General features: G+C 62.0%; 12 protein-coding genes and 1 tRNA gene. 5 read left to right on the top strand and 8 right to left on the bottom strand.

Annotation, left to right across the window (positions count from 1 at the left end; genetic code table 11):
* Positions 1–158: 158 nt before the first annotated feature.
* Together AC13F2_RS04380 and AC13F2_RS04375 are read right to left on the bottom strand one after the other, a co-directional pair.
* Positions 159–2,642: a strawberry notch-like NTP hydrolase domain-containing protein gene (locus AC13F2_RS04380; protein WP_482964417.1), complete on the bottom strand. Its 2,484-nt coding sequence runs from the start codon at positions 2,640–2,642 to the stop codon at positions 159–161.
* A gap of 75 nt (positions 2,643–2,717) precedes the next feature.
* Positions 2,718–3,626 (bottom strand): DUF7146 domain-containing protein, encoded by a 909-nt coding sequence (locus AC13F2_RS04375; protein WP_482964416.1) that lies wholly within the window; start codon positions 3,624–3,626, stop codon positions 2,718–2,720.
* A gap of 138 nt (positions 3,627–3,764) precedes the next feature.
* Here AC13F2_RS04375 and AC13F2_RS04370 point away from each other — a divergent pair, with 138 nt between their 5' ends.
* The 3 genes from AC13F2_RS04370 to AC13F2_RS04360 all read left to right on the top strand — a co-directional run bounded on the left by AC13F2_RS04370 (position 3,765) and on the right by AC13F2_RS04360 (position 5,150).
* Positions 3,765–4,349 (top strand): lytic transglycosylase domain-containing protein, encoded by a 585-nt coding sequence (locus AC13F2_RS04370; RefSeq protein WP_301643123.1) that lies wholly within the window; start codon positions 3,765–3,767, stop codon positions 4,347–4,349.
* Positions 4,350–4,413: 64 nt separating this feature from the next.
* Complete coding sequence (locus tag AC13F2_RS04365; RefSeq protein WP_230292590.1) at positions 4,414–4,965, top strand: thermonuclease family protein; 552 nt, start codon at positions 4,414–4,416, stop codon at positions 4,963–4,965.
* Positions 4,956–5,150 (top strand): DUF6961 family protein, encoded by a 195-nt coding sequence (locus tag AC13F2_RS04360; RefSeq protein WP_230292589.1) that lies wholly within the window; start codon positions 4,956–4,958, stop codon positions 5,148–5,150. The genes AC13F2_RS04365 and AC13F2_RS04360 overlap by 10 nt, the downstream gene beginning before the upstream one ends.
* A 136-nt stretch (positions 5,151–5,286) precedes the next feature.
* On the opposite strand, the gene AC13F2_RS04355 is transcribed toward AC13F2_RS04360, so the two are convergent.
* A complete protein-coding gene (locus AC13F2_RS04355) occupies positions 5,287–6,510 on the bottom strand; it encodes a tyrosine-type recombinase/integrase (RefSeq protein ID WP_482964415.1) in 1,224 nt (407 codons plus the stop codon).
* 165 nt (positions 6,511–6,675) lie between these two features.
* Positions 6,676–6,762: transfer RNA gene (locus AC13F2_RS04350), tRNA-Leu, on the bottom strand.
* 174 nt (positions 6,763–6,936) lie between these two features.
* On the opposite strand from AC13F2_RS04350, the gene AC13F2_RS04345 reads away from it, so the two are divergent.
* Positions 6,937–7,887 (top strand): complex I NDUFA9 subunit family protein, encoded by a 951-nt coding sequence (locus tag AC13F2_RS04345; protein ID WP_482964414.1) that lies wholly within the window; start codon positions 6,937–6,939, stop codon positions 7,885–7,887.
* Between the two features lies 1 nt (position 7,888).
* Here the strand turns inward: AC13F2_RS04345 and AC13F2_RS04340 are convergent, their stop codons facing one another.
* From AC13F2_RS04340 to AC13F2_RS04325, 4 genes are all read right to left on the bottom strand, one after another.
* The gene (locus AC13F2_RS04340) at positions 7,889–8,356 is read right to left on the bottom strand and encodes an NfeD family protein (RefSeq protein ID WP_196847527.1); all 468 of its coding nucleotides are present in this window, start codon (positions 8,354–8,356) and stop codon (positions 7,889–7,891) included.
* A gap of 10 nt (positions 8,357–8,366) precedes the next feature.
* Positions 8,367–9,371 (bottom strand): SPFH domain-containing protein, encoded by a 1,005-nt coding sequence (locus tag AC13F2_RS04335; RefSeq protein ID WP_196847526.1) that lies wholly within the window; start codon positions 9,369–9,371, stop codon positions 8,367–8,369.
* Positions 9,372–9,442: 71 nt separating this feature from the next.
* Positions 9,443–10,735 (bottom strand): serine hydrolase domain-containing protein, encoded by a 1,293-nt coding sequence (locus AC13F2_RS04330; protein ID WP_482964413.1) that lies wholly within the window; start codon positions 10,733–10,735, stop codon positions 9,443–9,445.
* Entirely contained in the window at positions 10,696–11,562 is an 867-nt protein-coding gene (locus AC13F2_RS04325) for a dienelactone hydrolase family protein (protein ID WP_482964412.1), read from the bottom strand. The genes AC13F2_RS04330 and AC13F2_RS04325 overlap by 40 nt, the downstream gene beginning before the upstream one ends.
* Before the next feature lie 125 nt (positions 11,563–11,687).
* Here AC13F2_RS04325 and AC13F2_RS04320 point away from each other — a divergent pair, with 125 nt between their 5' ends.
* Positions 11,688–13,859: a PQQ-dependent dehydrogenase, methanol/ethanol family gene (locus tag AC13F2_RS04320; RefSeq protein ID WP_482964411.1), complete on the top strand. Its 2,172-nt coding sequence runs from the start codon at positions 11,688–11,690 to the stop codon at positions 13,857–13,859.
* Positions 13,860–13,887 lie beyond the last annotated feature (28 nt).

Genomic DNA, 13,887 nt, shown 5'->3' with positions numbered 1-13,887 from the left:
ATCTTGTTGGCATGGTGGTTCCTTCGACATGTTGAGGTCGAAGGACCGGTAATTATCTGGAGTAAAATCATGACGAACCGACGCAATCCCGCGCCTCCGGCTGCGACGCTCGACATAAACTGCGACTGCAAAGAATACGTCTAATGCTGAGCTCAACATTAGACATACTCGCGCGGGGACAGATCGATATCGAGCGCTTCGCGTTCTTCCACGCTAAGGTCGGCAAGGCGCCGGTCGAGCATGGCCTCGGCGGTCGAGACCAGCTGCACGACAACCGAATGATCTTCGCCAAGCGCCGCGTCCATCGCGGGGATGAGGCTCGGCAGTTTCATCGAGAGCAGGAGCTGGGCAAAGAAGCGCTGCTTGGTGCCTTCGAAAATCGACAGCGCCGCAGCCTTGGCGTTCCGATTGAGCGTATCGCCGCTGTCCTCGTCGACCACGCGGGTTGCTTCGAGCGCAGCTTCGAGGTTGCGGTGAATGATTGCCCAGGCATCGGCATAGGCATCGTAGATCCGCACCTGTGCTTCGGTCAGGCTGTGTTCGAGGATTTCGTGCTCGACCCCGGCGAAGGACAACGCACGGGCGAGATAGAGGCCCTGGGCCTTGAGGTCGCGGGCGACAAGCTCCATCGCCGCGACGCCGCCGGCGCGAATTTCGGTCATGAACGCTTCGTGGGTCGGAAAGGCGGTCTCGGGTCCCCAAAGGCCGAGCCGGGAGGTGTAACCGAGATTGGCGATATCCGAGGCACCTGTGGCAGACGCGTAGAGCACGCGGGCGCGCGGGAGATGGTTCTGCAGCCTGAGGCCGGCCATGCCCTGTTCGGAGCCCTTGACCTTGCCGCGGGTTGAAGAGCCCCCGAGCGCATTGGCCATGGCGTGGGCTTCGTCGAAGGCGATGACGCCATCGAATTCCTCGCCCGCCCAGGCAAGGATCTGGTCGAGCCGCGTATCCTCGGCGCGCCCCGAGCGCAGCGTCGGGTAGGTAACGAAGAGGATGCCTTCGGACATCGTTACGGGGTTGCCGAGTTTCCAGCGCGAGAGCGGCTGGAGATCGAGCGGCAACCCGCCAAGCGCTTCCCAGTCGCGGCGTGCATCTTCGAGCAGCGCCTCGTTCTTGGTGATCCACACATGGCGGCGTTCGCCAGCGAGCCAGCGGTCCATGATGACCGCTGCGATCTGTCGTCCCTTGCCCGCTCCGGTTCCGTCGCCAAGGAAGAAGCCCTGGCGATAGGTGTGCCCATCTTCGGACAGTTCCAGCGCGGTGCCTTCCTGGCTGACCTTGAACTGGCCCGGTAGGTCGCGCGCGAATGCCTGGGCAGCGTAGACCAGTGTCTCGCATTGCGCTTCGGACAAAAGGCCGTCGGCCTGCCAACCTGCGGGAAGGCGCGGGCAAACATCGGGCTGCGGTGCCGCGACCGAACCCATGGCGACCGATTCCACGAGCGGGGTAGGATGGACCGGCGCATCCTCGAACGCGATGCGACTGGGCCGGTAAGGCAGGTAGATGCCTGCCTGTTCAGGCACCGGTGCGGGGTCGGCGAGGACCGAATAGGCAAGATCGATCGCATTTGCTGTGGCTGCTCGTGTCGCTGCGAACGGCGCCACCGGCCGGACCGGCGTGCGTTGGGTCGAAGTCTTGCCCACAAGGCGCACAGGTTTGCCGACTGGCAGACGATGAATGTTGCCCGATATCTGCGCACGGGGCTGAAGCGCAGTGATAAGCTCGTGGAGTCCGATCAGGTCGGCGGTATCTCCGGTGATCGCTGACTCAGGCGCAGTCGGCGTCTTGTCGAACACGACCAGGCGAACGGCGATACCTGTCCCTGTTCGGCGAAACATCTGCTGCAGGCGAACATCGAGGAGCAGCGACGCTTCGTCGTGTGCCTTGGCGAAAGTGGAAGCATCGAAGCCGTCGGGCATGATGGCGACGATCCTTGCACCACTTGCGGCGGCCCGGATTGCGCTGCGTAGGTGGCGATGCGCGGTATCGCCGTCCTTGCCGCGTTCCTGGCTGCGGGCGAACGGCGGGTTCATCATCACGACCGAGGGAACAGGGCCGCAATGCAGATCGGCGATCAGCTCGCCGTCATGTGTAGTGATTGTGGCCACAGGGAAGATGTGGCTGAGGCAATCTCGTCTTGCCGGATCGATCTCGTTGAGAAGCAGCGAAGCGTTCTGGAGGCAGCCCCAGAGAGCGAGGGCGCCATTGCCAGCGGACGGTTCGAGTAGCGTGTCGTGCGCAGAGATAGCTGCGGCCTTTGCCATCAGCCAGGTCAGCATTGGCGGGGTCGAGAACTGCTGGAGCTCGACCTGTGCTTCGCTGCGAACGTGCCGTGGAGGCAGAGCTGCTTCGAGCCAGTCGAAACGCGCTTCTGCTTCGTGCACACTTGTCGCCAGATCGATGCGGGAGGACTCTCGCAGCCAGAGCAGAGCACCGATCTCGAGGGCGTTGTTGTAGTCATCGATGGTCCAGGCGCTTCCCCAGTCCAAAGCGCCGGCTTCCTCGGCGAAGAGGCCCGCGATATCGGCACGGGTTAGATGGCATCCCGAAGCAAGCAACGCGGCAATCCTTGCGCCGATGGCGAAGGCCAGGGGCACTGACGACAGTTGCTCGCCGGCGGGAAACAGGTCTGACTGAAACATGGCAATTCGTCCTCCTGATGGGGGCATCGGGACACGCCCTCTGCCGGATCAGGAATTCGAGAAGCCCTCTCTCCTCTACGGCGCCGCTTTGCGGCGCAGCCATGCTGTGAGTTCGTCGTTCCAGTCGGTGTCGTGGGAGGATGGCTTGCGCACATGGATCGTCCGGCCTTCTTGTTCGTAGGCAGCCAGGCCACGCGACGCAGCCAGCTCGCCGCCAGCGTCATGATCGACGAAGAGATGGAGTTCAGTCACGCTCTCCGGCACGCTGACGAGGCCGAAGCGCTCATTGCCCAGGGTCGCCCAGACGGGGATGCCGGTAAGCGCATAGGCCGACATCGCGCTCTCGATGCCCTCGGCGAGGCCGAGCTTGCCGGAGGCCGGAGCGAAGAGGCGGACAGCAGCTTCACCAAGCGAGCCGAGCGCGCGCTTCGGCTTGTCGAAATCGGCCTTGGCATTGCCCGAAAGGAACGTTCGATGGACGGCAATCGGCCCCTCGTCGAGGCTGACCGCCGCAATCATCGCCGGCAGCAAGCGGGTTCGGCCTTTCGGGCCAAGCGGCGTCCGTGGATGGAAACGGAGCGCCGACGATGCGGCGAGGATGCCGCGGCTCTCAAGATATGCCTTTGCCGGACTGGCACACAGTCGCTCTGCATCGCGCCAGATCCTCAGCGCTGCCGTCGAGGGTTTGCGCGTTCTGGTCGGCTCGGGAAAGTCAGCCGCCTTAGACCCTGAGAAGAGCGCAGGAGCCTCGAAACCTTCACGCGCCAAGGCGGCAAGTACGCTCTGCTGATCGCATCCCGCAAAGCAATGGAAGAGGATAGCCTGTCGGCCGATCGACACACCGAGCGAGGGCGTGCGGTCGTCATGCGCAGGGCAGCAAGCCATGCCCTTTGTGCCGGACCATTTGCCCCCTCGCGATTCACAGATGCAGCGAGCGGTCTCAACAAGCGACCGGTTGGGATGAGTTTGGATAGACAGGGACATGCGAGCTCCTCAGCATGCAAAGTGGCCCCCTCATCAGCGTTCCTCTCCTCTCCCGAAGGCAAGCATTCGCAGCTTTCCTACAGGCTCATGTTCTATTTATGTTCCATTGCGATTCGAATCAATGGAGCACAAATCGAGATGACCTGCCTCAATCGTCTGACTGCGATATCGGTAGCTTTTTTGGGAATGATCGCGACCTCATCACAGGAAGTCCGCGCTCAGGATTTCACCTTGTTCGAGCACGCGATCGTTCCGCCGAAGACGGACCAGCAGCCGGCAAGGGAATATCTTCCTGCAATCTACCAGGCCGAGCCAGCAAACGTATCCTACCGGGAAGGCTTGTATATGGCGGCAATAGCCGAGGCCGAGCGCCGTTACGGGCTTCCGACCAATCTGCTTCGTGCTCTCATCTGGGCTGAGTCCCGCTTCAATCCGATGGCTGTGAGTCCAGCTGGTGCTGCCGGGCTTGCTCAGCTTATGCCAGCCACGGCGCGAGAACTGGGCGTCCGGAACCCTCATGACCCTTTTGCATCGATCGACGGTGGCGCCAGGTACCTTCGCGACATGTTGGACCGGTTCGACGCGGTCCACCTGGCCTTGGCTGCTTACAATGCTGGCCCAGGTGCCGTCTCCCGATCACGCGGCATTCCGAACAATGGTGAAACGCCGCAATATGTCCGGTCTGTGTTGGGACGTTGGCAAGCAATTGGTACGTACAATTGACGAAACTACCTGATTTCCGGCTATTGTCTGAAATCATGTGGCGGAATGAAGACGGACAACGCTAGTGAGTGAGCCCCCCGGTGAGCCGTTCGACTTTCGCAAGGCGTTGAAGGCACAAAAGCGCCGGAAGCTGAGAAAGGAGATCGCATTGGGTTTGGGAGCATTCGCGATTGTATTTGCTGGAGGGATGCTGGCACTCAACTGGCCAGTCCATGATGCCAGCCTTGCTAACGACGTTCAGCAGCCTCAAACTCTATTCCAGCAAGCGAGCTCCCCACAATTCGACATCTGCGGATCGATCCGGCGCACATGCGTCGTGGATGGAGATACTTTCTGGCTTGATGGCGTGAAGATCCGCATTGCCGACATCGACACTCCCGAGATCAGCGAGCCTCGTTGCGACTATGAGTACCAACTCGGCATGCGTGCAACGCACCGCCTTGTCGAATTGCTCAATGGCGGGCCCTTTGAACTGAGAACCATCGGGAGCAGAGATGAGGATCAGTACGGTCGCAAATTGCGGGTTGTTACGCGCGACGGTCGCTCGCTTGGCAATCAGCTGGTCAGCGAAGGCCTGGCGCGAACCTGGACCGGGAGACGTGAACCATGGTGCTGAACCGCGATCAGGAATTGTGGGCCGTCGCGCTCTGGGTCGACAAGAACCATGGCGAAGAGGGAACCGCGTATATCGCGCAGCAAATCCAGCGCCTATCCAACGAAGGGGACGAGGCAGGCATAGCAACGTGGAAGACTATTGCTGAGCGCTTCGATCAGCTTAGCTGCCAAAGCTCTACGAACTGAGGCTCGGCACGATGCGGAAGTGGCTTAAGGTCTGGGGCATCAGAATTGAGTTCGCCTTGCTCGCGTCAGTGTCCCTGATAGGGCTGGTCCTGGGCCTTCAATCCTGCACTGGCTGAGAAGAAATTCGTTCTCTCGATCAACCCTTCGCAAATTTGCCCTGGATGACCTTTCCTCCTGTCCGGAGCTCATCGAGGTAGTCGCTCCACCATTGAGCCATCCGCACACGCTCGTCCCAATGTTTGCCGCGATGGTAGATGCCACGCACAACATTGCTGTCGCCATGTGCCAGGGCACGCTCGATTGCATCCGGATTCCAAAGTCCCGACTCGTTCAGGAATGTTGATGCTGTCGCCCGGAGTCCGTGTGCGGTGACCTCTTCCTTCGAGTATCCCATGCGACGGAATGCGGCATTGAGCGTGTTTTCACTCATGGGACGCTTGGAGCTGCGCGCAGATGGGAAAACATATCCTTCGCGGCCGAGCATCTCGCCCAGATCAGAGAGATAGCCTCTAACCTGCTTGGAAAGCGGGACGGCATGCGCTCGGCGCGCTTTCATTTTACCGGCAGGGATCTTCCAGACCCCATCGACGAGGTCGATCTCGTGCCATTCGGCGTGCCGGAGTTCGCCGGGGCGTACGAACACATGCGGCGCTATCTGCAAAGCTAACTTCGTCACCATGTAGCCAGTGAAGTCGTCGATTGCGCGCAGCAGCCCGCCTAGCTCGGTGGGCTCGAGGATGGCTGCATAATGCGTGGCTCTCGGCGTTACGAGAGCACCCTTCAGCATACTGGTCGGATCGGATTTGCAACGGGTCGTTGCGACACCATAGCGAAACACCCGGCCTGCGAACGACCGGCATTTCTTCGCGGTCTCGTGCTTGCCAGTGGCTTCCAGTCGTTTGAGTGGAGCCAGGACTTCGAACGGCTCGATCTCGTTGATGGGTCGGTTCCCGATGGCAGGCGCAAGCTTGTCGAGGAAATAATTGGCCTTGACGATCGTGCCATCGGCACGGCCATTTTGGACCATCATCTGCTCAATATACTCACGTGCGACTGCCTCGAACGTCTGAGCAGAAAGGAACTCGGCGCGGATTTTCCGCTTCCGCTTCTCAAAGGCAGGGTCGCCCCCAGAAGCAACTGCACGTCGCGCCTCGTAGGCCGCGTCTCGCGCTTGCTTGAGGCTGATGTCGGGATAGCTGCCGATGCAGAGCTTCTTTTGCGCACCGCCGATCCGGTATCTGAATCGCCAAAGCTTGCTTCCGGTGGGCGTGACCTCGACATATAGGCCGCGCTCATCGGTTACCTTGTACGGCTTATCCTTGGGCTTGAGTGCGCGGAGGCGAGTATCAGTCAGCGGCATGTGGGGGCCTTTTCATCTGGGCCTTTGCGAAACGGCCTCAAAAGGCCCACAAAAGTGTCTGGAACCCCCGAGAACAGGCGGGACGATCCGGAACGATCCAAGGGCCAAATCCCTAGGATTTCTGCGGGTTTTATAGATTATTTGGGAGAACGTGAGAAGAACAAATGGTGCCCAGAAGAGGACTCGAACCTCCACGCCCTTGCGAGCGCCGCCACCTGAAGACGGTGCGTCTACCAATTCCGCCATCTGGGCACACTTGTCGCAAAGCCGGTCTTCGAAGCACGGCTGCGGGTAGGCGCGGGCCACTAGCGAAGGGCGCCCTCCTCTGTCAATGGCTTTCGCACATGTCGGAACGCTTGCGGCACAGCGAAGGTTGGGGCTAGGGGCGCAGCAACGATTCCACCTTCGAGGATACAGGCGAATACCATGGCGAAAAGCGGCGCGTTGAACGGCAAGCTGGTAGTGCTGATGGGTGGCAGCGGTTTTCTCGGCAATTACGTTGCCCAGGCCCTGCTCGAACGTGGCGCGCGCGTCCGCATCGCCAGTCGTAATCCCGACAAGGCTTTCAAGCTGAAGCCCCTCGCCAATCTCGGCCAGATCCAGTTTGCGCGCTGCAATGCGGCAGATCGCGCGTCGGTAGAGCGTAGCATCGCCGGGGCCGACGCGGTCGTAAACCTGATCGGTGCGTTCGATGGCAATCTGCGCCGCCTTATGGGCGAAGCGCCCGGCTGGATGGCCGAAGCCGCTGCAAGCACAGGCGCCCGCGCCTTCGTACATGTCAGCGCGATTGCGCCCGAACCGAACGAAGATGCCGAAATCGAATATGCAGCAGCCAAGCGGCTGGGCGAAAAACAGGTTCTTGCGGCCTTTCCGAAAGCGACCATCCTTCGCCCCAGCATCGTGTTCGGCAAGGACGACAAGTTCATCAACATGTTTGCAGGTCTGATTTCGAACCTGCCGGTGCTGCCCGTTTTCGCTCCGGATGCCAAACTGCAGCCGGTCTATGTCGACGACGTGGCCGAAGCCGCCGTACGCGCGCTCGAGCAACCCGACGTTTTCGGCGGCAAGATTTACGAACTCGGCGGTCCGGAACAACTTTCCATGATGGACATCAATCGCGCGATCGCAGAGGCGCAATACCGCGATCGCAGCTTCCTGCCGATGCCCGATGCGATTTCGGCGATCTTCGCGGCCCTGCCCGGCACTCCTATGGGGAGCGACCAGTGGGAACTGCTGAAATGCGGCAATGTCGTTTCGGGCGACCACCCCGGCTTCGACAAGTTCGGTATTTCGCCCCGGCCGTTAAGCCTGTTCCTCGATAAATGGATGGTGCAGTACCGCAAGCACGGCCGCTTCAACGAACGGGCGAGCGTCTAGATCAGGCGTCTTTCGCCGCGCTTCCGTCGAGCAAGGCGACCGGCTCCACCAGCAGATCCGAGCCCCTGCTCCCGATGATGCGTACGCGCGTGCCGATATCGGCATCGCTGCCGCGCGCGTTCCATTCGCCGTCTCCCACCTTGACCCGGCCCGAGCCGCTTTCGATCGCTTTCGTCACCAGTGCGGTTTCCCCCACCAGCCTGCCGGTGCGATTGTTCAGCAGTGGGTCGGAGGAGATGATGGGCCGATCGCGCAGCCAGCGCTTGGCGGAAAAGGCGAAGATCAGCGACAGCGATACCCAGGCGATGATCTGCATCGCGAGCGGAGGCCCGGAAACGAAAGCCAGCGCGGCGATCGCCAGTGCCGCCATCGCCATCCAGATCAGATAGACCCCGGGCACGATCATCTCGAGCGCGGCCAGGGCCAGTCCGACGATCAGCCATATCCAGTATGTTTCGATGCCGTCCATGGCCTCGCCCCTATCCGTTCCTGGATGGTGGGACGCTGGGCCGGCGTACCGGGGCGCGGTCGCGCGGTTCGGCGATGGGTGTGCCCGTGTCGGCCGGTCCCTCCGCCTTGTCGAAGGCGCCCCGCATCAGTTCACCGATCCCGCCGAGCGAGCCGATGAGTTGTGTCGCCTCGACGGGAAACAGGATCGTCTTGGCATTGGGACTATCGGCGAACTTGCCGACCGCCTTGGTATATTCCTGGGCGACGAAGTAATTGATCGCCTGATTGCCGGACGATGCGATCGCGTTCGACACCATCTCGGTAGCGCGCGCTTCGGCTTCGGCCGCCCGCTCGCGGGCCTCGGCATCGCGGAACTGTGCCTCGCGCTTGCCTTCCGCCTCGAGGATGGCCGACTGCTTGCGGCCTTCTGCGCGAAGGATCGAACTGGTCTTGTCGCCTTCCGCCTCGAGGATTTCCGCACGCTTGAGCCGTTCCGCCTTCATCTGGCGTGCCATGGCCTCGGAAATATCCATCGGCGGGCGGATGTCCTTGATCTCGACGCGGGTGATCTTGATGCCCCAGGGCGAGGTGGCATGATCCACTACGCTCAGCAGACGGGCATTGATCTCGTCGCGCTTCGAGAGTGTTTCGTCCAGATCCATCGAACCCATCACCGTGCGCAGATTGGTGGTCGTCAGCGCCAGGATTGCGTTGTGCAGGCCCGACACTTCATAGGCGGCCTTCCCCGCGTCCAGCACCTGGAAGAACACCACCGCATCCACGCCGACCATGGCGTTGTCCTTGGTGATGATCTCCTGCCCGGGAATGTCGAGCACCTGCTCCATCATGTTGATCTTGTGCCCCACGCGGTCGATGAAAGGGATGATCAGATGCAGGCCGGGATCGGCGGCAAGTGTGTATTTGCCCAACCTCTCGATGGTGTAGACATACCCCTGCTTCACCACGCGCACGCCCATCATCAGGAACAGTATCGCGACCAGAACAATCAGCGCCAGAACGAGCGTACCGCCCATGTTGGAAACCCTCCTCTATTCGGGGGGTATCGTAGCGAACGCAGGACTGGCGGCAAGCGAAAGCGGCGTTGCTACTTCGCCCCGGTGTAGTCGGCACCATAGATGGCGTCGCGAATATCGTGGTGCAGCGTGCCGTCGAAATCGATTTTCTGGGTCGCGAACACCACGGCCATGTCCTGCACTGGATCGACCCAGAACAGCATGGACGGGAGCCCGTCCCAGAAGAATTCGCCGGTCGTGCCTCGGTTTTCCTCGGCATCGAGCGGCGGCCCGGTGCGGACGAAAAAGTCGAAACCGAAACCGCCGTTCCCCTTGCCGACCAGCCAGCTCCGGTTCTCGGGCCCGATGCGCGGGTCGAGGTGGTCGGTCGCCATGAGCTGCACCGTGGCAGGCTCGAGGATGCGCACACCATCCAGCTCCCCCTCGCCCAGCAGCATGCGCGCAAACCGCATGTAATCGTCGACCGTGGTGACGATGCCCGATCCGCCCATTGTCATGGGCTTGCCCATGAAATTGGCCTTCAGCCATTCATCGCGCGGCATGGGTTCCAGCGCGCCGTCATCCTGCGCGACATAAATACGGGCGAGCCGGGCCAGGTCCGCCTCGTCGCGCTTCCAGCCGCTGTCGGCCATGCCCAGCGGGTCGAAGATATGCTGCTTCACATAGCTGTCGAACGGCTGTCCGGAGAGGACTTCGACCAGCCGGGCCTGCACATCGACCCCGGCGGAATAACTCCAATGCGTGCCCGGTTCGTAGAGCAGCGGCACCTGCGCCAGCTTCTGCGAAAACTGCGCCAGGGTATTGTCGGCGCTCAGCGGGTCCAGCTCCTGCCATGTGCGATCGGCAGCATTCTGCGGCTCGCCGCCCGGGCCGTAGCTGAAACCGGCCGTATGGCGCAGCACGTCGCGCACCGTCATGGCGCGTTTGGGCTGTGCCACGATGGCGCTGCCATCTTCGCGCTCGCCCGTCAGAACGCGGGTCGCCTGATACTCAGGCAGGTACCACTGCAGCGGATCGTCGAGGCCGAACGCGCCCTTCTCCCACAATTGCATCAGCGCGACGCCGGTGACGGGTTTCGTCATCGAAAACACCTGCACCAGCGTATCGCGGGAAAACGCCTTCCCCTCTTCGCGAACAGCATCGCCGGAAGCCGCGAAGCAGGCTTCTTTGCTGCCTTGCCATATCAGCACGGATGCACCGACGGTGCGGCCTTGCTCAACGGCCTTGCCGAGAAATTCCTCGGCCGCGGCGCAATCGGGCTCGAACTCCTGTGCTGCCAGCGGTGTCGCCAGCACCAGAGCAGCAAGAGCGACCGAAAGCCGCATCAAAGCGCGGCGGAATACAGACGAAGCAATCTGCCCCATGCCCGTTCCGCCTGCTCGCGGTCATAGGCGGGGGAATCCGGCACGCACCATCCATGGTCGGCGGGATAGACTTCTATCTCGGCTTCGCATCCGGCAGCGGTCGCCGCATTGCGAAGTGCGGTCTTTGCGTCCGGCGCCTGGGCATCGTCATCCTGCGCTATGGCGATCAGGTAATGCGCATCGGCGCGCAGCATGGTGTGCGGGCTCGGCCCGTCTTCGCGCACCAGTCCTCCCCCATGGAAACTGGCGCCCGCCTGGATGTGGTCGTCTGCCGAAGGTGCGACCACGGCGAAGCTGCCCGTCATGCAATAGCCCTGCGTTCCGATCCCGCGATCGGTATCGACTTCGGGCTGTTCCAGTAGCCACTCGGCGCAGGCGCGCGCATCGGTCTGGATTGTCGCCGGGGTGAACTTGCTGCGCCACGGTTTGACCTTGTCGAAACCGCCATTGGCGGCAAAGCTCGCAAAATCTTCGAACTGCTGCCCGGCAACGTCGCGATAGTACGGGTTGGCCAGCAGAACCGCGTAACCCTCATCGGCCAGCCGCTGTGCCATCTGCCGCTTGGCCGGGCGAATGCCGGCGATATCTGGCCACAGGATTACGGCAGGGTGCATGCCGCTGGCCGGATGAAAGAATTCCCCATCCATCGTGCCGGCAGGTGTTGCGAAAGTGACCTTGCGTCCGCTTCTGTTCTGCGCGGCCGAACTTTCGGGTGCCCGCTCTACAGGTGCACAGGCCACGGCCCCCGCTGCCATCGCGCCCGCCCCGAAACCGCGCCGCGTCATCGCCTGCCGTCCCCAGCGGGCCAGCATTTCTTGGTCGCACATCGTTCGTCTCTCCTCTGTCCCGTCAGTCCGGCACTGTTGCAGCTAGCCAGCGTATGGACAAGCTTTCGCTGGAGAGGCAAGATAGGTTGCATAGAGCGACGCAAATGTCGCCGGGGGAGAGAGCGATGCGAGGGATCGGTTGGGCGGCGCTGGCCGCGCTGGGGTTTGCGGGCGTCTTGTCGGGATGCAGTGTGGGCGCGGCCGAAGAACCGGCAGGCGGCATAGACAATATGAGGCTGATCAATGCAGCCGACGATCCGGCGAACTGGATTACGCATGGCGGCACATATGCCGAACAGCGCTTTTCGCCTCTCGACCAGATAAACCGCGAAAACGTCTCCGGGCTCGGCCTTGCCTGGTTTGCCGCCATGGACACGGCCCGCGGGCAGGAAGCGACCCCGTTGGTGATGGACGGCAAACTCTACGTCACCAGCGCATGGAGCAAGGTCTTCGCCTTCGACGCCGCGACCGGGAAGACATTGTGGAGCTACGATCCCCAGGTACCCGGCGAAACCGGCGTGAAGGCTTGCTGCGATGTGGTCAATCGCGGGCTCGCCGCCTGGGGGGACACGCTTTTTCTCGGCACGCTGGACGGGCGGCTTATCGCACTCGATCGCAATACCGGCAAAGTCGTCTGGGAAAAGGTCACCGTCGATCAGTCCAAAAGCTACACCATAACCGGCGCCCCGCGCGTGATCGATGGCAAGGTGCTGATCGGCAATGGCGGCGCCGAATTCGGCGTACGCGGCTATATTGCGGCCTATGATGCGAAGGACGGTCACGAGCTCTGGCGTTTTTACACTGTGCCGGGCGACGATGGCGATGACGCGCCTGAATATCTGAAGGCAGCTCAGTCCACCTGGAGCGGCGATGCGCTTTCGGGCGAAGACGGGATCGGCGGCGGCGGGACCGTGTGGGATTCCATGGCCTATGATCCGGATCTCGATCTGCTCTATATCGGGGTTGGCAATGGCAGCCCGTGGAACCGCGCCTATCGCAGCCCCGGCGCCGACGGCACCGGCGAAGGCGACAACCTCTATCTGTCCAGTATCGTCGCCATCCGGCCCGATACCGGGGAATATGTCTGGCACTATCAGACGACACCGGGGGAAACGTGGGATTTCACCGCGACCCAGCACATTATCCTGGCCAACATGAAGATCGGCGGGCGGGATCGAAAGGTGCTGATGCAGGCGCCGAAGAACGGCTATTTCTACGTTCTCGATCGCGCCACGGGCGAATTCATTTCCGCCGAACCCTATATCCCGCTCAACTGGTCGACCGGGATGAGCGCCGACGGCCGGCCGCAGATGAACCCGGAAACGCGCATCGACATCACCGGCAAACCGGCGCTGGTCATGCCGGGGCCGCTTGGCGGGCATAACTGGCATCCCATGGCTTACGACCCGGGCGAAAACCTCGTGTACATTCCCGCATTCGAAGCGGCGATGCTCTATTCTCCCGAAGCGAACTGGAAACCCGACAGGGCCCGCGGTTTCAACATCGGCTACGATCTGGGCGCGGGCGATCTGCCGCCCGATCTGGGTATCAGGCGCGAAGTGCAGGGAACGATCAAGGGGCGCCTCGTCGCCTGGGATCCGGTAGCGCAGAAGCCGCGCTGGACGGTCGAACATCCCGGCCCATGGAACGGCGGCGTCCTGGCGACAGGTGGCGGGCTTGTCTTCCAGGGCAATTCGGCCAGCGATTTTGCCGCCTATAATTCCGCGACCGGGGATCGCTTGTGGCGTTTCGCCGCGCAGACGGGCGTTGTCGCCCCGCCCATCACCTATTCGGTTGATGGCGAGCAGTATGTCGCAGTTCTCGCCGGATGGGGCGGCGCTTTCGCTCTGTCGGTCGACGGGGAACTGATCGACAACATGCGCCCGGTCCGCAACATAAGCCGGCTTCTCGTCTTCAAGCTCGGGGGCAAAGAACAGTTGCCGGCAGAGCCGGACTTTGCCCTGACCCCGCTCGATCCGCCACCTTCGCGCGCCACTGCAGCTACGATAGAACTCGGCCGCACCAAATATGCGCGCTATTGCGCCGTTTGCCATGCTCCCGGTGCGGTTGGATCGACCGAGCTTCCCGACCTGCGGCGTTCGGGCGCGCTGGACAATCAGAAGGCCTGGGTTCAGATCGTCCATGGCGGGGCACTGGAAGGAAACGGCATGGCCAGCTTCGCCAAATCCCTGTCGGAGAGCGAGGTCGAGGCAATCCGTCAGTATGTGATCAAGCGCGCCAACGAGGACAAGGCCATGGAAGCCCAGCGCGCCAGGACCCGCACCGCCGCGCGGTAGGCATGGGCGATCCGTTTTTTGGCGCCTT

The organism is Qipengyuania sp. L-5Y (assembly GCF_056859455.1).
This window is presented reverse-complemented; position numbering and strand designations above follow the sequence as displayed.

Excerpts from the sequence above, each read along its gene's own strand:
- AC13F2_RS04380 (WP_482964417.1), bottom strand. The coding sequence starts at position 2,642 with ATGTTTCAGTCAGACCTGTTTCCCGCCGGCGAGCAACTGTCGTCAGTG.
- AC13F2_RS04375 (WP_482964416.1), bottom strand. The coding sequence starts at position 3,626 with ATGTCCCTGTCTATCCAAACTCATCCCAACCGGTCGCTTGTTGAGACC.
- AC13F2_RS04370 (WP_301643123.1), top strand. The coding sequence starts at position 3,765 with ATGACCTGCCTCAATCGTCTGACTGCGATATCGGTAGCTTTTTTGGGA.
- AC13F2_RS04360 (WP_230292589.1), top strand. The coding sequence starts at position 4,956 with ATGGTGCTGAACCGCGATCAGGAATTGTGGGCCGTCGCGCTCTGGGTC.
- AC13F2_RS04355 (WP_482964415.1), bottom strand. The coding sequence starts at position 6,510 with ATGCCGCTGACTGATACTCGCCTCCGCGCACTCAAGCCCAAGGATAAG.
- AC13F2_RS04345 (WP_482964414.1), top strand. The coding sequence starts at position 6,937 with ATGGCGAAAAGCGGCGCGTTGAACGGCAAGCTGGTAGTGCTGATGGGT.
- AC13F2_RS04340 (WP_196847527.1), bottom strand. The coding sequence starts at position 8,356 with ATGGACGGCATCGAAACATACTGGATATGGCTGATCGTCGGACTGGCC.
- AC13F2_RS04335 (WP_196847526.1), bottom strand. The coding sequence starts at position 9,371 with ATGGGCGGTACGCTCGTTCTGGCGCTGATTGTTCTGGTCGCGATACTG.
- AC13F2_RS04330 (WP_482964413.1), bottom strand. The coding sequence starts at position 10,735 with ATGGGGCAGATTGCTTCGTCTGTATTCCGCCGCGCTTTGATGCGGCTT.
- AC13F2_RS04325 (WP_482964412.1), bottom strand. The coding sequence starts at position 11,562 with ATGTGCGACCAAGAAATGCTGGCCCGCTGGGGACGGCAGGCGATGACG.
- AC13F2_RS04320 (WP_482964411.1), top strand. The coding sequence starts at position 11,688 with ATGCGAGGGATCGGTTGGGCGGCGCTGGCCGCGCTGGGGTTTGCGGGC.